The following is a 21,421-nucleotide window of genomic DNA, read 5'->3' on the forward strand; positions in this document are numbered from 1 at the left end:
CATGCGAGTATTACTAACAATCATACTACTGGCGGGAGTTACGACTTCTGCCTGCAGCAAAAAGAACAATCCTGCCGGCACACAGGAACCTCCGCGCCAGAATACTTTCTATGTTGCCATCACAGGGAATGATGCCAATGCGGGCACTACTGCTGCTCCTCTGCGCAGCATCAATACCGCGCTTGGAAAAGTAACTCCTGGAGATACCGTTATCGTGAAAGGAGGTACCTATTACGAGAAAGTAGTGTTCCCTAGATCCGGCAGACTTGAAAAGCTGATCACCTTAAAAGCCTTTCCGGGAGAAAGAGCGATCATTGATGGTACTGGCCTTTCCATCACCGGAAAAGAAGCATTGGTCTTTATCCGCAATGCCAGTTACGTTGTGTTTGAAGGATTTGAGGTGTGCAACTACAAAAGCAGTACACCTTGGGTGAATATCAACGGCATTGTGGCAGACCAGGGATCAAGCAATATCATTATCCGGAAGAACAAGATCTATAACATAGAACACAACGTTAATCCGGAAGATGGGAGGAGCGGCCACGCCATTGAGATCATCGGTAATACGGCTACGCCCATGAAGAACATTCTTGTAGAAGAGAATGAGATCCATGACTGCAATACCGGCTACAGCGAGAATCTGACCATCAATGGGTACGTGGATGGTTTTGTGATCAGGAAGAATACCATTTACAATGCAGAGAACATTGGCATCGATGCTGCCGGTGGATATGCTGCAAACACAGTTCCAGCCTACAATTATGCCCGCAACGGCCTCATCACCGAAAACCATTTATACAATATCAATATGAGAACAGGCCCCATTGGCGGTATTCACAGTTACGGTGCTATTGGTATCTATATTGATGGAGCACGTAATATTATTGTAGAAAGGAATAAGGTGCATGATACAGACCGGGGTATCGGTATCGTTAGTGAGAATGATGCTTTCCCTACCAGCGATTGCATTGTCCGCAACAACTTTGTGTATAATAATTTCAGGGTAGGAATATACCTGGGAGGTTACCTGGGATATACCGGCGGCGGCACCCGTAATTGTTATGTAGTGAATAACACACTGTATAAGAACAACAGGGTATTAGGGGCATTTGATGAAATAGAAGGAGAACTGCGGCTCACAGAAAATTGCTTTGATAATGTGATCCGCAATAATCTTGTATATGGAGGGCCGGCTGATCTGTTCGTGCACAAATACACCAACACCGGAAGCGGTAACGTCATTGATAATAACCTGTACTTTACCACCAGCACACCCGGTTGGATCTGGAATAACACTAACGGTACACCTTACACGGATTTTACTGCATGGAAAGCAGCCACAAATGTAGATGCTAACTCAATATATGGTTCAGATCCCCTGATCACTGACCTCTCACTGCCTGATCTGCGGATACAGACCACATCCCCTGCAAAGAACGCCGGGTTTGTGATCTCCGCAGAGAAGCAGGGAACATTGGATATAGAAGGCAACCCAAGGATGGTGAATGGCAAAATTAGTATCGGAGCACATCAATAGAAAAGCAAAGGGCAACCATCATGGTTGCCCTTTAATATTTTTAGGATATAATACCTTTCCGCTTTTTCACCACATGTGTGATCCCGCTTTGGATCATCTTCTCCAAAAGATCATAACCCCCATTTGCTTTACTGTGTGCAAACTCGCGCTCTGCTTTTGTAATAGGGCTGGCCCAGTATAAATTCACTTTATCTCCTTCCATTTCCGGCAGGTTAATAGTTGGCCCATTATATAATGCTGAAGAAAGGATGAAGCTCTCGAAAGAAGCAGGTACCACCTGGGAACTGATCGTATGACCTTCCCCAAACCAGCTGAGATTCCGCCAGGGACTATCCGCAATACCGGAAAGCCCTTGTGCCATAGCCATGATCTCTGCTTCCGTGAATTCATTTTTGTCAACCGCTATGCCCAGTTCCATTCTTCTGAATCCCGGTGATTTGTCGTTATACAATAATTCTACCCAGGGCATAGGGCGGATACTAATACCTATAGATATAAAATAAACGATGTTATCTTTTTCAAACCGGACCAATGCCATGGGCGGCCATTTCTGTTCATCGATCGCATAGTACTGCAACATCTTATCGAACTGCTCTTCATAAGCATTCAGAAATTCCTGTTGTATGGGCATCCAGGGATTATTCTCTTCATCTCCCCACTTCTCCCAGAAAGCTGCACTGCGTGCTATCCGTTGATGTAATACATTCGATTCCGGATTGCCGAGGGGGAATAAAATGCTTTCATCCTCAGAACCTATGCAGTCTACGGCATAACCCACCGGGCGGTCTGAGGATAAACTCCAGCCGGGAATAACACCCAGGGGCTGGCCCTGGTAGAAAACAGCCGCTCCATCATCTTCTTCCGTCCACATAATGGCCAGTTCTTCCGGATCAAGTGGTGCTTTCCCTTCCGGATGGTTGCAAAAACGCGCTTCCAGTAAAGGGGCCATACCTTGCTGCATGCCCTGTACATCTTTTGAAGCAGGCGCAGGTATTAAATTACGAAGCCAGCATGGGCGCATATTATAACGGCCACCTAATGCATCAGACGGGTAAAGATAAAAATAAGCTGTTCGGTCATCTTGCTCCACCACAGCCGTGATCGTGCCGCGGTTATTGGGTTGCTCTAATAAAACTACAGGTGCATTCGACATAAATAATGGTCTGTTTCTGGCGCCTAAACTACCAAAAAAACATTTATATGTTTAATAATTTAGCGTTAAGCAAAGCAATATACCCTTTACCAGGCAGATAGCATTCCCTACTATTTTTTTATATTTTGTGCCTAAATAATCAGAACTACATGAAAAATTCCACCTTATCTTTTCTGCTGTTGCTCCTTTGCAGTTTATCCGTATTTGCAGGAGAAAAGCCGCCGGCAAGGGAGTATTATCAGATCAGGATCTACCATCTCAAAACAGATGCACAGGTACAAGTGGTAGAAAACTACCTCAGCCAGGCTTTCCTGCCTGCATTGCACCGCGCAGGTATTAAACAGGTAGGTGTGTTTAAACCCATTACACAGGACACGGCCGATCTGCGGATCTATGTACTGATACCCTTTAAAACGCTGACCCGGTTTGAGGAGTTGCCAGCCCTGCTGGAAAAAGACGCTGCCCATGCCAGTGCCGGAAAGGATTACCTGGATGCAGCCTATAACAATAAGCCTTATGCACGTATAGAAGACATCCTGCTGAAGGCGTTTAAAGATATGCCGGTACTGACTCCCTCAACAGTAACAGGCCCTAAAAGCGAACGTGTATATGAATTGCGCAGCTATGAAAGCCCTACGGAGAAATATGCGGTGAATAAAATAAAAATGTTCAATGAAGGAAACGAGTTCGGCATTTTCCGTAAGCTCAACTTCAACACCGTATTTTGCGGGGAAGTACTGGCAGGCAGCAAAATGCCCAATCTCATGTACATGACCACCTTTAAAGATAAGGCAGACAGGGATGCCCATTGGAAAGCGTTTTCAGCTGACCCCGATTGGAAAACCCTCTCCGCCATTGAATCCTATAAGAATAACGTATCTAAGAACGAACAATTCTTTCTGCGTCCAACGGAGTATTCTGACCTGTAATGCTTATTTTGCCCATTCATTTTAACCTGTTTATACTATTACCATGAAACAAAAACCGTCTATTGCGTTTGTTGCAGCTTCCTGGGTTGCTTTATTTACAGGCATGCTGGGCTTTATTATCGGGTTATGGAATGCCACTATGCAGTTGAATGAAAAAGGGTATTACTTCACCATCCTGATGTATGGCCTCTTTGCAGCTGTTTCAGTACAGAAATGTGTGCGGGACAGGCTGGAAGGGATCCCCGTAACAGATATCTATTATGGTATCAGCTGGACCTCTATGTTACTGACGCTGATCCTGCTGGTCGTAGGTTTATGGAACGCTACCCTGCTGCCCAGTGAAAAAGGATTTTATGCATTTGCCTTCCTGCTGAGCGTTTTTGGTGCCATTGCCGTACAAAAGAATACCCGCGATGCGCAGGCTGCCGGAAAAGAACCCGAAAACATCAAAGAAGAAAAATAATATTCCTGTAAAAAGACAAAAAAGACTGTTCCCGGACAGTCTTTTTTTGTTAATATTATATTACTTTGGGGTAAAATACGTATAGCATTATTTGGGTAAATGGATAGTTTTACCTGTAATAATACAGTGAACAATAATAGATTGGCGCCACGTTTTCAGACTACTCATTAGAAGCCTATTAAACCAAGATCCACATATGCAGCAGGACCCGCAGCGTGAAGACATGGACCCCCTGGACACAGCGCAGATATTTCATAAATATTATGTAGCGCTGGTAGGGTATGCCTGTAAGTTTGTAGAGCTGCAAACCGCAGAAGACCTTGTGCAGGATGTATTTATCCAAACGTATGATAAGATACCGGAGAACGCCCGCAGCTACCTGTTCCGTAGTGTCCATAATAAATGCCAGGACTATTTCAAACACCAGGAAGTTCACCGCAGATATGTGAATGAGGCCAGGATACTCCAGGACGAGTTAACGTACTTCCACCCTGATACCGGCAATAAAAGCCTGTTGGAAGAAGAAAGTAATGTTTGGAATGCCATAGAACAATTACCCCCTAAATGCCGGGAAATCGTTAAACTCCGCTACCAGGAAGGGCTCAAGACAATTGAAATCTCCGATGCCATGGGAATCTCCTCCCGTACTGTGGAAACACAGTTATATAAAGGTATCAAGCAACTCCGCAGTATGATCAAAAAGCTCAATTACCTGCTTAGTATCCTGTTTTAAATTTTTTTTGAATTCCCGTACGTAGAAAACAATCACTGATCGTCTATATATTGAAATGATGCAAGAAATAGATTATAACCTCCTGGTAAATGTAATTGATGGCAATGCCACACCGGAAGAAATGACCCTGGTTGAAACCTGGTTATCAGCTTCCGAAGAAAACAGGGAACTCTATTTCAGGGTCAAGGACATCCTTGATCAGCAAAAGGCAGATACATTGAATATTGATCCTGCAGCCGCTTGGGAAGATGTAACACGCCAACTGAAAGAGCGCACCAGGGTAAAACGGATGAAATGGCTCAAATACGCAGCCATGGTTGCCGTATTGATCCTGGCTGGTGGGCTTATCACTTATTTTAATTCCGGCCGCCCTGCTACGCCTGAAATGCAGCTGGTGCAAACAACTACCCTGCAATCAAAGATTTTGCCTGATGGTACCAAAGTATGGCTGAAAGCCGGGGGAACTTTATCTTATCGTTCCTCTTTCGGTAAAGGAGACAGGGATATCTGGGTAACAGGTACTGCATTCTTTGATGTGGCAAAAGAAGAAACGCCTTTTAATATACATGCCGCCAATATGGAAATTGCCGTACTCGGTACTTCCTTTACCATACATGAAAAAGCCATTATCGTAAACAGCGGTAAAGTGAAAACAACCGCGCAAGGCCAGGAAATGCTGGTGCTGCCTAATGAAAGGGTACAGATAACTACAGCCGGTTTACAGAAAGATAAAGTGAACGCACAAATATATGGCGCCTGGAAAGATGGAGACTATCAGTTTGACAATACAACCATTGATGAGTTAAAAGACATGATTAATAGCAATTATGGACTAGAAGTAACCGTGATAACTCCTTCCGCATTTGAAGGAAGCGCTATCAGCGGATATATGAAGATCGCAGATGAAGCCTCTTTAGTAAAGATACTGTCAGCTATGTTAAATGCCAGTATTATAAGGAAGGGAGATATATTAACTATTCAACCAAAGTAACCGAACGAAAACCGGAATTCATTTCTTTATAGTTCCTCAAACCTAACCAAAATTTAAACGTTATGAAATTTGGATCTCTAAGGCTATGCCTGAGAGTGGCCGGCCTGTGCCTATTCATGCAGGTAGCCATTGCCGATCTGCAGGCCCAGCAATCATTTGCCAGTACAGTGCCTGGGGTGTTCCAGGACACCCGCAAAACAGGGCGGATGATCCCGCTAAAGAGCGTACTGGAAACAGTATATCGCAAATACAAACTGAGGATCGTACACAATGAGAAATACACTAAAGATGTGTTATTACCCGAGCAGGTATTGCAGGAGGATAATGAAAAGGTCATTGCATCTATCCAGGTTGCCCTCAAACCTTATCACCTCGTTGTGAACAAGATCAGTGATCAGCAATATATCATAGCACCGGATACCGAAAAAAAACCAACAGTAGAAGTAATAAAGAATGAATTGGTTAAAATGAAGGTATCTGGTACCGTCAGGGATAAGATAGGCGGTATCATTATCGGCGTGAGTATCAGGGTACCCGGCACCCAGACGGGAACTACCACTAACGCGGAGGGCTTCTACAGTATTGATGTAGAGCCCACAGATACGCTTGAGTTTTCATTTATTGGTTATGAATCCCAGCGTATCAGTGTGCGGAACCGGATGGACCTGAATGTAATACTGGAACCTAAAGAAGGTGGTTTGAATGAAGTAGTGGTAGTAGGTTTTGGTATACAAAAGAAAGTAAGCCTGGTAGGTGCACAGTCCACCATCAGGCCTTCTGAACTGAAATTACCTGCCCGTAGTTTAACTAACGCACTCGGAGGCCGCCTTGCCGGAATAGTTTCCGTACAGAAAAGCGGTGAGCCCGGATATGACGGAGCAGATATTTATATCCGCGGTATTTCCACTTACAGTTCCAGTCCGCAAGGCCCCCTGGTTATTGTGGATGGCGTTCCCGGCCGTAGTATCACAGATATCGATCCGGAGGATATTGAAACATTCACCATCCTCAAAGATGCTTCTGCTACTGCCGTATATGGTACCCGTGGTGCTAACGGTGTAATTATCGTTAATACAAAAGCAGGTAAGATAGGCAAGCCCAATATCAATGTTGAACTGAACCAGGCCATCACCCGTTTCACACAATTACCTAAGTTTGTGAACGCTCCTGAATTTATGCGCATGTACAATGAAGGCCTGCAGATGCGGGGCCGCACACCATTGTATACAGAAGAAAGGATCAAGAAACATGAAACAGGAGAAGATCCCGATCTGTATCCCAACGTGAACTGGTTTGATGTACTGTTCAACAAATGGGCCACTAACAGAAAAGCATTATTGAACGTAAGAGGCGGATCTGAATTTGCCACTTATTACATTGGTGCAGGTTACTACTCTGAAACAGGCATGCTGAAAAGAGATAAGATCCAGTCCTATAATTCTTCCATCAAACTGGACCGTTTTAATTTCACCACAAACGTAGATGTCAATGTAACTAAAACTACTAAAATCGAATTAGGTGTAAACGGGTTTATCATCAATAGTAACTATCCCGGTATCGGCACCAATACCCTCTTCAACCTTGCCGCACAGGTACCGCCACATATGATCCCTCCCCGGTATTCAAATGGCTTATGGCCGAAGATACCTAACGGTGGTTTCTACAGTCCATATCGTGATATGACGCAAAGCGGTTATGCAACAGAGTACCGTAACACCGTTCGTTCCAATATCCGTTTAAAACAGAACCTGGATTTCCTGGTGAAAGGGCTCAGCTTCACTACCATGTTTGCCTTCGATAGCTATAGCTGGAATAACCTGAACAGGAAAAGAAATGTACAGACCTATTTCGCAGAAGGCAGGAGCCCGGATTCTTCCCTCAAAATGATGCTCGTGGAACCAGGTTCCAACGTGTTGGGATATGAAGGTTCAAGAGGTGGTAACAGGAATTTCTATACAGAAACAGCACTTAATTATGCCAATAATTTTGGTAAACATGAAGTATCCGCATTAGCATTGTTCAACCAGTCTGATTATATCAACGGGGATGCTACTGACCTGGTAGCATCTATCCCTTTCCGGATCAGGGGTTTTAGCGGAAGGGTTACCTATGGTTATAGCAACCGTTACTTTATAGAAGGAAACTTCGGGTATAATGGTGCGGAGAACTTTACGCCTAAAAAACGTTTCGGTTTCTTCCCCTCTTTCGGTGCAGGCTGGGTAGCGTCTAACGAAGCATTTTTCGAACCATTTAAAAACACCATCTCTTACCTGAAATTCCGTTACACATATGGATTAACAGGTAACAGTAACACCGGTAACCGTTTCCTGTTCCTGACAAGGATCAACACAGCAGGTGGATTTACATTCGGCATACCTGGCAGCCAGGTATCTTATAATGGATATGAAGAAGGGCTGGCAGGATCTGATGTAAGCTGGGAAACAGGCAAACGTCAGAACCTGGGTATTGAAATAAAAGTATTGCGGAACAGGTTATCACTCATTGTTGACCTGTTTAAAGAACACCGCACCGGCATCCTTACCCGCCAGCTGGATGTGCCATATTCTTCCGGTTATACTGCAGCTAACCTGCCTTACGGTAACGTAGGTATTACTTCCAATAAAGGAATAGATCTTACACTCGAATATAATCATGAATTCAACAAAGATTACCGGATCAATTTCCGTGGTAATTTCAACGTCAACAAAAACCTGGCGATAGCAGACGGGTTGCCACCATGGCAGTATCCCTGGCTGAACCGTACAGGGCATCCCATCAGTCAGCGTTTCGGATATGTGGCACTCGGGCTGTTTGCTGATTCGGCAGAGATCCTGCGGTCCCCCAGACAGGCAGGAGATATTCGCCCGGGAGATATCAAATACCAGGACCTCAACGGCGATGGCCAGATCAACAGCTTTGATACAAAAGCGATCGGCTATGGAGAAGTACCACGTATCTTATATGGTCTCAACCTGAGTGCTGGCGTTAAACGTTTTGACCTCTTCATGTTCTGGCAGGGTGCCGCACTCGTAGATTTCATGTATGCTTCCGGGCATAGCACCAACCCATTCTATGAAGGCCCCACCATTGGTAACCTGTACACGCAGGCGCTTGACAGATGGACACCGGATAATCCAAATCCCCGTCCATTCTACCCGCGCATGTCTACCCGCCAGGATATTACCACCAACTATTATGAAAGCACCTGGTGGATAAAGAGAGCTGATTATATCCGTCTCAAGGAAGTGATGATCGGATACAACTTCGGCGTAAAAAGTCTGCAACGTTTCGGCGTGAAGAACTTAAGGGCATACCTGCAGGCCACTAACCTGGTCACTTTCTCTCCATGGAAAATATGGGACCCTGAATTAACGGAAGGCAGAGGTTACCGCTATCCGCAGCTCTCCGCTTTCAATTTTGGAATTCGTGTAAACTTCCTTTAAAACTGCGTACAATGATCTACAAAAATAAAATCGCGATACTCATGGTGAGCCTGCTATTAATGGCAGGTTGCAGAAAGGGCTTCCTGGATACGGTGCCGGACAATATCACCACCATGAAAGATATTTTCACCAATAGAAGCATGACCGAACAATGGCTGGCCCGTTGCTATAACTCTATGCCGGATATGTGGGATCAACCTTATGCCAATGGCTGGAGCGGGCAATGTGATGAAGCGGATTACGCATGGGTACAACCCGGCATGAACTCTGGTGCCATTACACCGGATAATGCCAGTCCTAATAACTGGAATCCATACTACCAGACCATTCGCCTCTGTGGTATCTTCCTCCAGAATGCAGATCAGAACAAGGAGATACAGGAACAACCTAATGGTGTGCAGTTGTTGAAACAGTATAAAGCAGAAGCCCGGTTCTTAAGAGCCTACTATTACTGGCTGATGATGAAACAATATGGCCCGGTAGTATTAATGGGGGAGGAGCCGGCAGAAGCCAATGCAAATTTTCAGATCCCAAGAAGCACCTGGGATGAATGTGTGGCTTATGTACTGGCAGAAATGGACAAAGCCAATGAAGATGTACCGGTACAACATATGAATCCCGGTAACCCTTCAGAAGTGGATAATACACAAACCGGCCGTATCAACAAAGCCGTGATCGCCGCCGTGAAATCACAGATCCTGTTATTCCATGCCAGCCCATTATTTAATGGTAACACTGCTTTGGCCAGTTTCAAAAACCCGGATGGCGCCGCGCTGTTTAATCAAACGTATGATAAGGAACGTTGGAAAGCTGCTGCAGATGCGGCCTTGGCAGTGATCCAGATCAACCGTTTCCAGCTGTTTAAAGTAACAGATCCCAATCCCTTCATGGCAGGATTCCTTTCTTACCGTAATCTCTTCTTTGATGGTTACTCTAAAGAAGGTGTCTGGATCAGGTCCAATACCGCAAACGGGCAATGGGAACGCCACTGCGCTCCCCGTGCTTCCAATGGAAATGCATGGAATGGCATTGCCGTTCCGCAGGAGAGTGTGGATGTTTACCGTATGGCAGATGGGAAGGCAATTACAGACCCCACCAGCACTTATACTGAAACCGGTTATACCACCACAGGTAACATTCACTATGTTGCAGGTACCAACAATATGTATGTTGGCCGCGAACCAAGGTTCTATGTGAGTGTGACCTTTAATGGCGCTACCATTCCCGTGATAGCAACCTCCGGCCAAACAAGGGTGGAGTTCTATTTCACTGGCAACAGTGGTAAACAGGGTTCAGCAAGAGACTGGCCCAGCACAGGTTATACCGCCAGAAAGAACATTCACCCCAATACAGATTTCAGGAATAATAAATCCACCGCACGCCCTGCCATGATGATCCGCCTGGCAGAGATCTATCTGAACTATGCAGAAGCAATGAATGAATACAATCCTGCTGATCCCAATATCCTTATTTACCTCAACCTCGTGCGTGAGCGTTCCGGCCTTCCTGCATTAACAGGAGGTACGCAGGAAGAAATGAGGAAACACATCCGTCAGGAAAGGCAGATTGAACTCATGTTTGAAGGGCATCGTTACTGGGATGTCCGCCGCTGGAAAGTAACAGATGATGCAGCCTCTCATCAGGGCGGCCAGTTTTATGGCATGAACATAGAAGGAGGAACTTCCCTCTCAGATCCTGCGTTCCATAAAAGAACCGTAGTGTTCACCAGGGCTGCCTGGAATCCTAAATATTATTTCTACCCCATCCCTCAAAGTGAGATCGACCGGAATAAAAAGCTGGTCCAATTTCCCGGTTACTAATGTTGAAACCCTGCTTAATGAAGCCGTCCTGATTTATCAGGACGGCTTTTTTATGCCGCCAAGTAACGGATGGGAATTATTTGTTTGTCTACCCTTATAATACGTTATGAACCCTTAAGCTTTAACTCATGGCTGTACTGGCGGTTGACCTTGGAGGAACAAAATTGGCACTGGCTGTTTTTTCTGATGATGGCGAAGTGCTGCATAGAACTGCATATCCCCTGGATAAACGTGTGGGCAAAGCTGTGGGAGCACTGATCACAGATGCGGTGCAGCGGATACCCATACAAGTGAATGCAATAGGCATTGCCATTCCCGGTATCTGCAGGCATCAGAGCGGTACCGTATGGGCTCCCAATATTCCCGGCTGGGAAGATTATCCTTTACTGGCGGAAATAAAAGCTATTGCAGGAGATACACCTGTTTTCATTGAAAGCGATCGTTCCTGTTATATACTGGGAGAGATCTGGCAGGGCAATGCACAGGGCTGCAAAGATGCTATATTCCTGGCAGTAGGAACAGGGATAGGTGCGGGGATCCTTATTAACGGGGAAGTATTACAGGGCGCAAAAGGAATTGCCGGGGCTATCGGCTGGATGGCACTGGACCGGCCCTTTCAGAATAGCTATGTGAACTGTGGCTGTTTTGAGAGTATGGCTTCCGGAGAAGGCATTGTTAAAGTTGCGCTTCAGCTCATCCTGAAAGATCCTGCCTATAATGGAATACTTCGCAAGGATGCATTAAGTGCGCAGGATGTGTTTGCAGCCTACCGGAAAAATGATCATATCGCTGTGGAAGTTATCCTGCAAAGTATATCGCTGTGGGCCATGGCTACAGCTAACCTGGTAAGCTTGTTCAACCCGGAGAAGATAATCTTTGGTGGCGGTGTATTTGGCCCGGCAGCAGAATTCCTGCCTGTGATTGCAGCTGAAGCAACAAGGTGGGCACAGCCTATCAGCATGAAGCAGGTAAGGCTGGAAGTCTCGGGATTGGGGAATGATGCGGGATTATATGGAGCAGCGTATAGCGCATTGCATGTTTAATTTGTTAGAAAAGTATGTACAATAAACACCTCGTATTCTGGTCAGCCTGTTTGGGATTGTTGTTATTCGGCGTAACGCTGATCACATTAGGAACCGTAGTGCTGGACCTCCGGTTGAAATTTGGACTGGATGGCATTGAAGCAGGAACACTTTTTTCTATCATGCCCATTGGTATCCTTACCGGTTCATTATTGTTTGGCCCGATCAGTGACAGGTATGGTTATAAGCTGATGTTGATATTGGCCTGTATTGGGCTGTGTGCAGGTTTTCAAGGTATCGCACACGCCTCCGGAATTGACCTGCTAAAAGGCTGCATCTTTATTTTCGGATTATCAGGCGGAGTGATCAATGGTGCTACCAATGCCGTGGTGGCGGATATCAGTACACGCGGAAAAGGCGCTTCGCTGAGCCTCTTGGGTGTATCGTTTGGTATTGGTGCATTAGGAATGCCGCAGGTACTGGGTGCTTTAAAAGATCACTATGCATGGAATGAAATAGTTTCCGCAATAGGATGGCTTACACTGGCGATGGCACTCATGTATACCTGCATCACTTTCCCGCCTGCCAAACAACAAAAGGGTTTTCCTTTAGCGAATAGTGGAAAGATGTTTGCCGATCTCACCCTGGTACTGATCGGTTTCTTTCTGTTCTGCCAGAGCAGCTTTGAAGCCATCATTAATAACTGGACCACTACCTACTTAACCGCCGGGGATCATATGGAGCAAAGCAGCGCTTTATATGCACTTTCTCTCTACGTAGCCGGAATGACTGTTATGCGTTTGCTTACCGGTAGTATTTTCCGTACCGTTTCCCCGCAGCATATGTTACTCATTTCATTACTGCTCATGCCCGTGGGGATCCTGCTGTTACGTTCAGGTACCACCTTCCCGGTATCCGCAGCAGGACTGATACTATTGGGAGCAGGGCTGGCAGGGGGATTTCCTATTATGCTCGGTTTTGTGGGAGAGCGTTATAGCACACAGTCCGCTACCGCTTTCAGTTTTGTGCTGGTTATTGCCCTAACCGGTAATATGCTGGTGAATTACATGATGGGATTGGTAGTGCAGCATTATGGCGTGCAGCATCTGATAACGGTGGCATTCGCTGAATGGCTGGTGATGATGCTTATCTGCAGCAGTATTGTACGGAGATTAAAATAAAAACATCAACATATGCTTGCAAAAAAATGGCTCACCAATGCCCGGGAAGTAATGACCCGGATAGAAGAAACGCAGATGGACAATATCCGTAAAGCTGCGGAAACAATGGCGGATAGCATCGCATGCGGCCGTTGGGTACATACTTTCGGTTGCGGGCATGCCACCATTCCCATTGAAGAAATGTATCCCCGCATTGGTGGATTTGTTGGTTTTCATCCCATGATAGAACTGCCGCTCACTTTCTTTACCCGTATCACTGGAGAAATGGGGGTACATCAGTTTGTATTCCTGGAAAGGGTAGAAGGATATGGCATTGAGATCATGAAAGGTTACAACTTTGATACAAGGGATACCATGTGGTTATTCTCCCATTCCGGTATTAATAATGTAAACATAGATATAGCGCTGGATGCTAAGAAACGAGGCATGAAAGTGATTGCCTTTGGTTCTGCTGCAGAAGCGAAGGGTAAACAGACCCGCCATTCCAGCGGCAAAACAATCTTTGATGTGGCGGATATTGTGGTAGATTCCTGCGCACCGATAGGAGATGCCTCCGTAACCTTAAAAGGGCACCAGGATAAAATAGGGCCTGTTTCCACCATGGCATTTATAACCTGTGTTTGGATGACGGTATGCACTGTTGCGGAAATACTGGCAGAGAGGGGAATTAAACTGCATATTCATCCCTCCCATAATGTACCGGGAGATAGTACAGCGAAGGAAAGATTGGAAGATGCCCTGGCTACTTACAAAGAAAGGATCGCTGGTGTGTAATACAAATCAAAGGCCCGTAATAAAAACGGGCCTTTTTTATAACATTAAAATAGCAATCAGGGATTAACAAGTTGGTTCCTTAGGGTTTACCTTCTCGCGTATTCCTTCAGGTAAGTAATCACCAAAGAATTTAGAACGGAATTGTTGAGTACCTTCTTTCTTCTTTTTAATATCTTTATCTGCCGGCTTTAAGGCAGGCGGAGCTTTCTTGGTGCGGGGGCGATCTGTATGAGTTGAAAGCCTGGTTTCCACCAAGGCAAATACTTTCTTTTTTTCAGTCATCTTTTCCTGTGGCAGTTCTGTCCATTTTTCCTTCAGGTACAGGCTGCTTTGTGCAGGTTTCTCAGATTTTTTGATGACGGGTTTTTTAAACAGAACAGTATCCGTAGTGGTATACTTCTTCTTTTTAAGAATGGGTTTGCTGAATCCTGCCGTATCTTTTACGTATTTATCCCTGGATTTAGGTTTGATGAACCGTACCGTATCCGTTAGATATTTATCCTTTTTATCCTTGAATTTAGGTTTAGCAAATTGTACTGTATCGGTAGTTGTCCGGTATTTATCCCTGGATTTAAGTTTAGAGAACCGTACCGTATCGGCAGTTGTTAAATATTTATCCTTCAACACAGGTTTAGAGAACCGTACTGTATCGGCAGTTGTTACATATTTATCCTTCAATACAGGTTTAGAGAACCGTACAGTATCTGTGGATGAAAGCTTTTTCCTGGGAGCTGGTTTAGAAACCCATTTATCTTTTTTAATCCTGTAAGTATCAGCTACCTGTGCAGGAGCATAATAAACCGCCAGCGATTCTGCTGAATGCGGACTAACCGGCGCAGGTTTTTCAGGTTCTTTCTCCGGCATGAAGCTAAAGGCGGTTATAGCGATCAGGCCAAAGATCAGTGAAATTCTTTCCATGATAGTTAACTTTTTGTTTTCGCGTGTAAGCATACGTTTCACACGTTGTAATAAATGTTCCTGTGTGCTACCAAGTCTTAACTGCAGAGAAGTTCCTGAAACAGCCTGCTCTTCAAATGCAACAAGCGCATGCAGATAGGTAGCCTTGTGTGGGGTATGCGCCACTACAATATCATCGCAACATGCTTCCCGTTCTTCACGCAGGCGCGCAGAGATCCAGAGGAATGCAGGATTGAAGAAGAAGATCGTTTCCGTGAAGCTGTGCAGTATGTTCACGAGGTAATCTTTCCTGCGGATATGAGCCAGTTCATGCAGCAGGATGGTTTCTACCTGGTCTGCAGGTAATTGTGTTAACAGCCCGAGGGGAAGGAAGATAACAGGTTTAAAGAATCCAATAGTAACAGGCGTTTTAACGATACCGGATTCTAATAAACGAATTGCTTTTTGAATACCCAATGAATGAGATAGTCTTATCAATGTTTCCTCCCAATGTGCCGGAGCCGGTTGGATATTGATCCTTCTGATCCGGTGTATATAATAAAAGCCACTCAGCAACCTGATACATTTTACCAGGAAAATAAGGGCCCATACCATCATGAACCAGGGAGCGTGCTGGTTCATATATTGAATGATCAACTGCCCGGGGTGTTGTGGTAATACAGCAGTTGCGGCGTCTATATCATTACCAGGAATATTTGCAATGGCGGCTGCAGTATCACCCAGTTCAGTATAGAAAGTAATGCCGGATGTAAGCAGGCTTAAGAGTAAAAGGAAGCCCAGCAGGTTATAACGTGTACGGGCAGAAGAGTGACGTGTGCCCCAAAGTATGATCCCTGCAAGCGCAGCAGCAATCATGCCTTGCCAGATGGAATGGAGGAAGGTACGGCAGATAGCCTGTAATGTTTCATTCGTCAGGAACATAAAGCATTAGTTTAAGACATGATCACTTGTCCATTTTCTTCAGCAACTCCCGGATAGCATCCAGTTCTTTTTTAGAAGTTTTCTTATTACCCAGTAATTGCATCATCAGGCTGCTGGCAGACCCATTGTACATCGTATCCACAAACCTGTCCAGCAAATGGCCTTTGGTGGATTGTTCCTCCACAGCTGCACTGTAAACATGTTTCATCTGGCTTTCATCCCTGCTGAGCAATTCCTTTTCCACCATGATCTGCATGAGCTTAAGGGTAGAAGTATACTGCACTTCCCGCTTTTGTTCATTCAGGATATCATTTACAGCCCTTACCGTAGAGGGGCCATGCTGCCATAATACCTGCAGGATCTCCAGCTCGGATTTTGTTGGTTCCGGGTTGTTTTCGTTTTTGTTCGTCTTCATACTTTAAAGGTAGGAAATATTTCGTACGAAACAAATATTACCTTACTTTTAGCTGAAAAATTTGCGTCATGAAAAGAATCCACATCCTGCTTTCATTACATTTAGTATTGATCTTCAATTCCTTAAAAGCCCAGGAGATCAAACACCGTTTAGACTCCTTTTTAACCGTAGCAGCCAATAACGACTATTTCAACGGCTGTGTAATGGTGAGTGAAAAAGGAAAGATTATTTATAGTTATGCCGCAGGTTATGCAGATGAAGAGCGAAAGATCCCCAATTCCACCACTTCCTGCTTCAACCTGGCATCTGTTACCAAACCCCTGACAGCCGTAGCCGTATTACAACAGGTACAGCGTGGAAAATGCAAACTGGCAGACCCGGTAATGAAATATCTTCCGGACTTTCCTTATCCCGCCATCACCATTCGTCATTTACTTTCACATACAGGAGGTTTGCCGCAGCTGGAGCGGTTCATGGACAGCATTATTGGAAAGAACAAAGGCAGGGTATTCACGAATACAGATGTATATGGATACCTGCTTGCACTGAAAGGACAAACAAAATTCCCTGCCGGAGACAAATGGGATTACAGTAACATGGGATACATTACCCTGGCATTAATGGTGGAAAAACTGAGCGGATTATCTTTCGGAGAATACATGAAAAAGAATGTATTCCTTCCTGCCGGTATGAAATCCTCATTTGTAGGAAATAAAGAAGCGGAGAATTGCGTAGTGAGGTATATTGTTCCCAACATGTATGATACTGCATACGTATCCATCTCCTCATTAAACAAAGTTCAATTATTTGAGTACGAGAGCCTGCGAGGAACGCAGGGAAGCGGAAATATCTTCAGTACCCTGGAAGACATGCTGCGTTTTGATAATGCCCTCAGTGCCGGAAAAATATTGGATACCGCATTACTGCGCGTAGCGCAAACACCTATACAGATGAACGATGGCAAAAGCCGTTCGTACGGATTTGGATGGAACATTGTATATAATCAGTTTGGTGATACAATTGTATATCACGATGGTCATGTGTCCGGGATAGTGACGATGATGATGAAAACTAAAAGAAAAGACCAGACGATTTTCTTCTATGATAACCATTCTTCAGAAGCCTTCTTTCAAAAGATTAATAGTATCTATCATTACCTGAATGGAAGAGGAGGGAAGCCATTCCGGCTTACCAAATCCCTGGTGAAGGTCTATGCCCGTGCCCTCGTGGAAAAAGGTTCGGATCATGCTGCCGTTATTTTTAATAACCTGAAAAGTGATACAGCGAATTATTATATAGATGAGTTTGAAATGAATAACCTGGGTTATAACCTGCTCTATAATGCCAAATTTGAAGGTCGTTACCAACTGGCCTGTGAAGTGCTTAAGTTGAATACGATGTTATATCCTAAAAGTTCCAATACATACGATAGTTATGGCCTCGCACTAAGATTAGCCAACAAGAAAGAAGAAGCCATCCTGATGTACCAGAAATCACTGCTGATGAACCCGAACAATGAACAGGGAAGAAAAGCCCTGGCAAAGCTAATGGCCAAATAACTATTTGTACAGGTGCTGATCCTTCAGGTAATCAATACCATTATCTTTTAGATACCTGATACCCCACTGGCTGAGGAATTCTGTAACAGGTGAAAGGGATTGCCCCAGTGGGGTAAGGGTATACTCCACTCTGTAGGGTTTGGCAGACAACACCTGTTTTACGATGAGCTGATCTTTCTCCAGGTCCTTCAGTTGCTGTGTGAGCATTTTCTCGGAGATGCCGGGCATCTGTTCCCGCAGATTACTGAAGCTGCTCTGGTGAAAGCGATGGAGGTGACCAAGGATCAATACTTTCCATTTCCCGTTGATGAAGGAAAGGGATACATCTATTGGGCAGGTGAATGTTTTTTCGTGTAAGGTGATCATATGGAAGCGGGCTTACCTTTTGGTAAGCTATTTTTTGAAAAAGTGAATTCCTGTAACATTGCTTTCACAAATTTACACAAAATGAAAATGATCACCCTGTGGTGCGTGTTACTCTTCGGAAGTAGCAGTTTGCCTCCTAAAGACAATTACGTAGTTGAAATCATCCGCTACAAGATCCCTGCAGACCAGCAGAAGAATTTCGAAGCAGCTTATACAGAAGGAGGGAAGTCCCTGAAGGCATCTCCTTATTGTCTTCATTATGAAGTGATCCACGGAATAGAAGAACCGGAGAAGTACATCGTAAGGATCCACTGGACGTCCAAAGAAGACCATGAGAAACTTTTCCGGCAAAGCGCAGCGTTCAGGAGCTTTTTTAAGGAGGTAAGGCCTTTTTTCGATAATATTGAGGAAATGAAACATTACGATCAAACTTCCATTTCCTGGTCTAAGTGATTATTGCATGAAAGAGATACCAAGTCTTTATACCTGGGCAGGCGGGCAACCTGCTCTTGAAAAGCTTACCGCTGTTTTTTACGCCAAAGTGCTGAAGGATGAACTCCTGGAACCTGTATTTCGCCATATGAGCCCGGAGCACAGCAAACATGTGGCCCATTTTATTGGCCAGGTGTTTGGCGGCCCGCCGGTTTATACCGGGGAAGATGAAGGCAGCCATGCCAGGATGGTACAGCATCACATCGGAAAATCCCTCACAGAAACCCAGCGCCGCCGGTGGATCAGCCTCTTGCTGGACAGTGCGGACGAAATTGGCCTGGCCGATGACCCGGAATTCCGTTCTGCCCTGGTAGGATACCTGGAATGGGGGAGCCGCCTGGCGGTCATTAACTCCAATACAACAGAGAACCCGATTAACGAAAATGAGCCTATGCCCATGTGGGGCTGGGGGGAAACCGGAGGCCCATATCAGCCCTGATTCCGCTGAAACCTGCTACAGGAGGGGATGAAAATTTTTCTCCTGAACTTTTGACTTTTAAAGGTTTAGCCTGTATCTTTGCACTCCAAATTTGAAATATCAGTTTGGATATGGCGAGGTAGCTCAGGTGGTTAGAGCGTTGGATTCATAACCCAAAGGTCTCGGGTTCAACTCCCGATCTCGCTACACAGAAAACGGCTTTGAAGTATGCTTCGAAGCCGTTTTGTATTTGTAAATTAAATTATTTCTTAGGTCAATATATCTTTTCTTGTTGTATGAAGATGAACCACTTTATATTGATCTGCTCCCACGGCCTTTATATCTACCTGACCTCTTGTTAACTCATATCTGATTAAAGCTACTTTACCCTTACTTTCTACATCATATTGCCAGATGAATATTGGTGCTGTTATAACAATTTTATGCTTCACTTTACAAGTTACCTTTGCAATAGCTGTAGTTCCATTGACATAGATTTTCCCTCCATTGATCTGTGACATAAATTGATCTTCAAATATATGTTCTCCCACAGGAAGCCCCGTTTCAGTAGAATCTGTATAGCCCATATAAAATCCTGTTTTTTCGGTGCTTTCAATAATCGTCATGGGAACATCATACTTTTTCGTAACGAAATTATTAATTAATCTACTTCCGAATTCTTTGAAATCAAGGAGATTTCCCCCTTCCGCAACTAAGGAGGATACATCAGGTTCAAACTTAATCAAGCTTCCAGATTCATCCAGAAATCCAAATTCGGCTTGAGCTGTTTCGGTACTAAAACTGTTAGAAAAACCTATGAAAGGGAATTTATCTAGCTCTTTTGTTGCTATTAATAATTTTATTCGAGAATCGCGTTTTGCCTGAGCTTCTGCATATGTAGAAAATCCCTTCGCAATAAAGTATCCATTTTGGGCATTTACGCACTGTATTTTTTCTGAGAACACTATTATCTCATTTTTGTTGACGTTTTCTTCCCAGTTTTTGCATTCGAAAATATAAATAAAGGGGGAGCCTAAGCCGAAATCAATTTCAACGTACAGATCTATTTCATGTTTCACTCCATCAACAATAATTATTTTTTTTCTTTGAATGCGAATGTTTTGAGTCCGTAACCCTGGATTCTGAGCGATTAAGAATTTTTCTACCGCTTCAACCGCATCTTCTAGTTCGTCACCTTTTTCAAGATTAGTAGTCATGGGAGGATAATTTATTATTATAGCTGCTTTTTAGAAAAGTGTTTTTGTGAGTTTATCAACGCCATTTATTAAATCATCGATTTGTTCTTTAGTTGGCTCTGTACCTGTATGGTGGTCGCATTTATTCCTGAGATCTCCGAGAAATTGGATAGTACGCCATTGCGGTACTTCTATTACATCATTCTGCTTTAAAAGGTCATTACAATTTGAAATTGTTGCGGTTCTAGTTAATGTAAGACAATGATTCTCGCAAACCTGTTTAAGGTGCTCTTCGAGCACAACACCAGCAATAGCGCCCGCAGCCCGAAAGAAATTCTTTTTTAATAACTCTTTCGCTACGTCTAATTCAGAATCAAATAAGTCTGCTTGAACTAATTGCTTAATGTCAAAAAGGGAGCTTTCGAACCTGACTTCTACGGATTTTAGAATATTTAATTGTTGCTCGAATTGAGGAATCGCCGCATCTTTACCTACTATTGTTTCTTTATTATAGCTAGAAGAGCCTCTAGTAACAATTACCCCTTGTAAGTAATCTTCAATAACATAATTGCCATATCCAAGATCCTTTCTTGTTTTTGGTTTCTCATATAGCTTTACAAAGTCAGCTAAACGGTCAGGAAGTAATAGTTTGATCAATGATTTTGCTTCCGAATACCACATCTGATATTTGTTGCTAAATACAGGGATTTTCTTTATTTCTTCTTGATAATTTGTTTTATGGATTACTTTCAACTGGTTTTCAATTTCTGAAGGAAAACATTCATACTTTATTGCGGTATCCAGCTTTCTACCATCTGAAATTAATTTTTTGAGGTCTTCTTTGAATTTCTCAAGGTTTGAAATTGTAGACATTAATGGAGGAGTTTGAATAAAATGATTTTATAACTCGTGTCTTACATGCTAAAGAGAGTGTAAATGTAGTAATAAATTTGTATCTGCCTTAATTGGCAATTTTTATTACTGTCAAAACGTTAGCTAGGCAGATTGCCAAAAGCCAGCAAATCTTGCATGAACCGGTTAGGTAATCCGCCCGATCTCGCTACGATAAAGGTTTTTGGACTTACATCTG

The 21,421-nt window shown here is 44.1% G+C and carries 19 protein-coding genes and 1 tRNA gene; 14 read left to right on the forward strand and 6 right to left on the reverse strand.

The genetic code is table 11. The annotated features are described in order from the left end of the window. The first annotated feature begins 1 nt into the window (after position 1). A complete protein-coding gene (locus AAHN97_RS01160) occupies positions 2–1,537 on the forward strand; it encodes a DUF1565 domain-containing protein (RefSeq protein ID WP_343305749.1) in 1,536 nt (511 codons plus the stop codon). A 40-nt stretch (positions 1,538–1,577) separates the two neighbouring features. Here the strand turns inward: AAHN97_RS01160 and AAHN97_RS01165 are convergent, their stop codons facing one another. Then, the gene (locus AAHN97_RS01165) at positions 1,578–2,690 is read right to left on the reverse strand and encodes a suppressor of fused domain protein (RefSeq protein WP_343305750.1); all 1,113 of its coding nucleotides are present in this window, start codon (positions 2,688–2,690) and stop codon (positions 1,578–1,580) included. 149 nt (positions 2,691–2,839) lie between these two features. On the opposite strand from AAHN97_RS01165, the gene AAHN97_RS01170 reads away from it, so the two are divergent. The 9 genes from AAHN97_RS01170 (at position 2,840) to AAHN97_RS01210 (ending at position 14,046) form a co-directional block, all read left to right on the forward strand. Then, the gene (locus tag AAHN97_RS01170) at positions 2,840–3,619 is read left to right on the forward strand and encodes an NIPSNAP family protein (RefSeq protein WP_343305751.1); all 780 of its coding nucleotides are present in this window, start codon (positions 2,840–2,842) and stop codon (positions 3,617–3,619) included. A gap of 43 nt (positions 3,620–3,662) precedes the next feature. Next, positions 3,663–4,082 carry an inner membrane protein YiaA gene (gene yiaA / locus AAHN97_RS01175; protein WP_343305752.1) on the forward strand — a complete coding sequence of 140 codons (420 nt, stop codon included), beginning with the start codon at positions 3,663–3,665 and terminating at the stop codon, positions 4,080–4,082. Positions 4,083–4,278: 196 nt separating this feature from the next. Next, entirely contained in the window at positions 4,279–4,815 is a 537-nt protein-coding gene (locus tag AAHN97_RS01180; RefSeq protein ID WP_343305753.1) for a sigma-70 family RNA polymerase sigma factor, read from the forward strand. A 55-nt stretch (positions 4,816–4,870) separates the two neighbouring features. Then, a complete protein-coding gene (locus AAHN97_RS01185) occupies positions 4,871–5,806 on the forward strand; it encodes a FecR domain-containing protein (protein WP_343305754.1) in 936 nt (311 codons plus the stop codon). Between the two features lie 62 nt (positions 5,807–5,868). Beyond that, entirely contained in the window at positions 5,869–9,249 is a 3,381-nt protein-coding gene (locus tag AAHN97_RS01190; RefSeq protein ID WP_343305755.1) for a SusC/RagA family TonB-linked outer membrane protein, read from the forward strand. An 11-nt stretch (positions 9,250–9,260) separates the two neighbouring features. Further along, entirely contained in the window at positions 9,261–11,069 is a 1,809-nt protein-coding gene (locus AAHN97_RS01195) for a RagB/SusD family nutrient uptake outer membrane protein (protein ID WP_343305756.1), read from the forward strand. A 128-nt stretch (positions 11,070–11,197) separates the two neighbouring features. Further along, on the forward strand, positions 11,198–12,112 hold the full coding sequence (locus AAHN97_RS01200) for an ROK family protein (RefSeq protein ID WP_343305757.1): 915 nt from the start codon (positions 11,198–11,200) through the stop codon (positions 12,110–12,112). Between the two features lie 14 nt (positions 12,113–12,126). Beyond that, complete coding sequence (locus tag AAHN97_RS01205) at positions 12,127–13,272, forward strand: MFS transporter (protein WP_343305758.1); 1,146 nt, start codon at positions 12,127–12,129, stop codon at positions 13,270–13,272. 12 nt (positions 13,273–13,284) lie between these two features. Next, positions 13,285–14,046: a sugar isomerase domain-containing protein gene (locus AAHN97_RS01210; RefSeq protein WP_343305759.1), complete on the forward strand. Its 762-nt coding sequence runs from the start codon at positions 13,285–13,287 to the stop codon at positions 14,044–14,046. Positions 14,047–14,109: 63 nt separating this feature from the next. On the opposite strand, the gene AAHN97_RS01215 is transcribed toward AAHN97_RS01210, so the two are convergent. Continuing rightward, entirely contained in the window at positions 14,110–15,885 is a 1,776-nt protein-coding gene (locus AAHN97_RS01215; protein ID WP_343305760.1) for a M56 family metallopeptidase, read from the reverse strand. Between the two features lie 22 nt (positions 15,886–15,907). After that, positions 15,908–16,300 (reverse strand): BlaI/MecI/CopY family transcriptional regulator, encoded by a 393-nt coding sequence (locus tag AAHN97_RS01220; RefSeq protein ID WP_343305761.1) that lies wholly within the window; start codon positions 16,298–16,300, stop codon positions 15,908–15,910. 68 nt (positions 16,301–16,368) lie between these two features. Here AAHN97_RS01220 and AAHN97_RS01225 point away from each other — a divergent pair, with 68 nt between their 5' ends. Beyond that, positions 16,369–17,859, forward strand: a complete 1,491-nt coding sequence (locus AAHN97_RS01225; protein WP_343305762.1) for a serine hydrolase domain-containing protein — start codon at positions 16,369–16,371, stop codon at positions 17,857–17,859. Here the strand turns inward: AAHN97_RS01225 and AAHN97_RS01230 are convergent, their stop codons facing one another. Next, a complete protein-coding gene (locus tag AAHN97_RS01230; RefSeq protein ID WP_343305763.1) occupies positions 17,860–18,225 on the reverse strand; it encodes a winged helix-turn-helix transcriptional regulator in 366 nt (121 codons plus the stop codon). 81 nt (positions 18,226–18,306) lie between these two features. Here AAHN97_RS01230 and AAHN97_RS01235 point away from each other — a divergent pair, with 81 nt between their 5' ends. From AAHN97_RS01235 to AAHN97_RS01245, 3 genes are all read left to right on the forward strand, one after another. Beyond that, positions 18,307–18,678, forward strand: coding sequence for an antibiotic biosynthesis monooxygenase family protein (locus tag AAHN97_RS01235; RefSeq protein ID WP_343305764.1), 372 nt, complete (start codon positions 18,307–18,309; stop codon positions 18,676–18,678). A gap of 7 nt (positions 18,679–18,685) precedes the next feature. Next, entirely contained in the window at positions 18,686–19,156 is a 471-nt protein-coding gene (locus tag AAHN97_RS01240; RefSeq protein ID WP_343305765.1) for a group II truncated hemoglobin, read from the forward strand. A gap of 112 nt (positions 19,157–19,268) precedes the next feature. Continuing rightward, positions 19,269–19,342 (forward strand) — tRNA-Met (locus AAHN97_RS01245). A gap of 62 nt (positions 19,343–19,404) precedes the next feature. On the opposite strand, the gene AAHN97_RS01250 is transcribed toward AAHN97_RS01245, so the two are convergent. Together AAHN97_RS01250 and AAHN97_RS01255 are read right to left on the reverse strand one after the other, a co-directional pair. Continuing rightward, complete coding sequence (locus AAHN97_RS01250; protein ID WP_343305766.1) at positions 19,405–20,352, reverse strand: restriction endonuclease; 948 nt, start codon at positions 20,350–20,352, stop codon at positions 19,405–19,407. Between the two features lie 30 nt (positions 20,353–20,382). Continuing rightward, on the reverse strand, positions 20,383–21,204 hold the full coding sequence (locus AAHN97_RS01255) for a hypothetical protein (RefSeq protein ID WP_343305767.1): 822 nt from the start codon (positions 21,202–21,204) through the stop codon (positions 20,383–20,385). Between the last annotated feature and the right edge of the window lie 217 nt (positions 21,205–21,421).

It is taken from the genome of Chitinophaga niabensis (genome assembly GCF_039545795.1).
In the GTDB taxonomy this organism is placed as follows: Bacteria; Bacteroidota; Bacteroidia; order Chitinophagales; family Chitinophagaceae; genus Chitinophaga; species Chitinophaga niabensis_B.

Bases quoted from the DNA above. Each gene is read 5' to 3' on its own strand.
- AAHN97_RS01240 (WP_343305765.1), top strand. From the start codon at position 18,686: ATGAAAGAGATACCAAGTCTTTATACCTGGGCAGGCGGGCAACCTGCT.
- AAHN97_RS01195 (WP_343305756.1), top strand. From the start codon at position 9,261: ATGATCTACAAAAATAAAATCGCGATACTCATGGTGAGCCTGCTATTA.
- AAHN97_RS01230 (WP_343305763.1), bottom strand. From the start codon at position 18,225: ATGATCACCTTACACGAAAAAACATTCACCTGCCCAATAGATGTATCC.
- AAHN97_RS01190 (WP_343305755.1), top strand. From the start codon at position 5,869: ATGAAATTTGGATCTCTAAGGCTATGCCTGAGAGTGGCCGGCCTGTGC.
- AAHN97_RS01180 (WP_343305753.1), top strand. From the start codon at position 4,279: ATGCAGCAGGACCCGCAGCGTGAAGACATGGACCCCCTGGACACAGCG.
- AAHN97_RS01165 (WP_343305750.1), bottom strand. From the start codon at position 2,690: ATGTCGAATGCACCTGTAGTTTTATTAGAGCAACCCAATAACCGCGGC.
- AAHN97_RS01215 (WP_343305760.1), bottom strand. From the start codon at position 15,885: ATGTTCCTGACGAATGAAACATTACAGGCTATCTGCCGTACCTTCCTC.
- AAHN97_RS01160 (WP_343305749.1), top strand. From the start codon at position 2: ATGCGAGTATTACTAACAATCATACTACTGGCGGGAGTTACGACTTCT.
- yiaA (WP_343305752.1), top strand. From the start codon at position 3,663: ATGAAACAAAAACCGTCTATTGCGTTTGTTGCAGCTTCCTGGGTTGCT.
- AAHN97_RS01170 (WP_343305751.1), top strand. From the start codon at position 2,840: ATGAAAAATTCCACCTTATCTTTTCTGCTGTTGCTCCTTTGCAGTTTA.
- AAHN97_RS01235 (WP_343305764.1), top strand. From the start codon at position 18,307: ATGAAAATGATCACCCTGTGGTGCGTGTTACTCTTCGGAAGTAGCAGT.
- AAHN97_RS01185 (WP_343305754.1), top strand. From the start codon at position 4,871: ATGATGCAAGAAATAGATTATAACCTCCTGGTAAATGTAATTGATGGC.
- AAHN97_RS01200 (WP_343305757.1), top strand. From the start codon at position 11,198: ATGGCTGTACTGGCGGTTGACCTTGGAGGAACAAAATTGGCACTGGCT.
- AAHN97_RS01250 (WP_343305766.1), bottom strand. From the start codon at position 20,352: ATGACTACTAATCTTGAAAAAGGTGACGAACTAGAAGATGCGGTTGAA.
- AAHN97_RS01205 (WP_343305758.1), top strand. From the start codon at position 12,127: ATGTACAATAAACACCTCGTATTCTGGTCAGCCTGTTTGGGATTGTTG.
- AAHN97_RS01210 (WP_343305759.1), top strand. From the start codon at position 13,285: ATGCTTGCAAAAAAATGGCTCACCAATGCCCGGGAAGTAATGACCCGG.
- AAHN97_RS01255 (WP_343305767.1), bottom strand. From the start codon at position 21,204: ATGTCTACAATTTCAAACCTTGAGAAATTCAAAGAAGACCTCAAAAAA.
- AAHN97_RS01220 (WP_343305761.1), bottom strand. From the start codon at position 16,300: ATGAAGACGAACAAAAACGAAAACAACCCGGAACCAACAAAATCCGAG.
- AAHN97_RS01225 (WP_343305762.1), top strand. From the start codon at position 16,369: ATGAAAAGAATCCACATCCTGCTTTCATTACATTTAGTATTGATCTTC.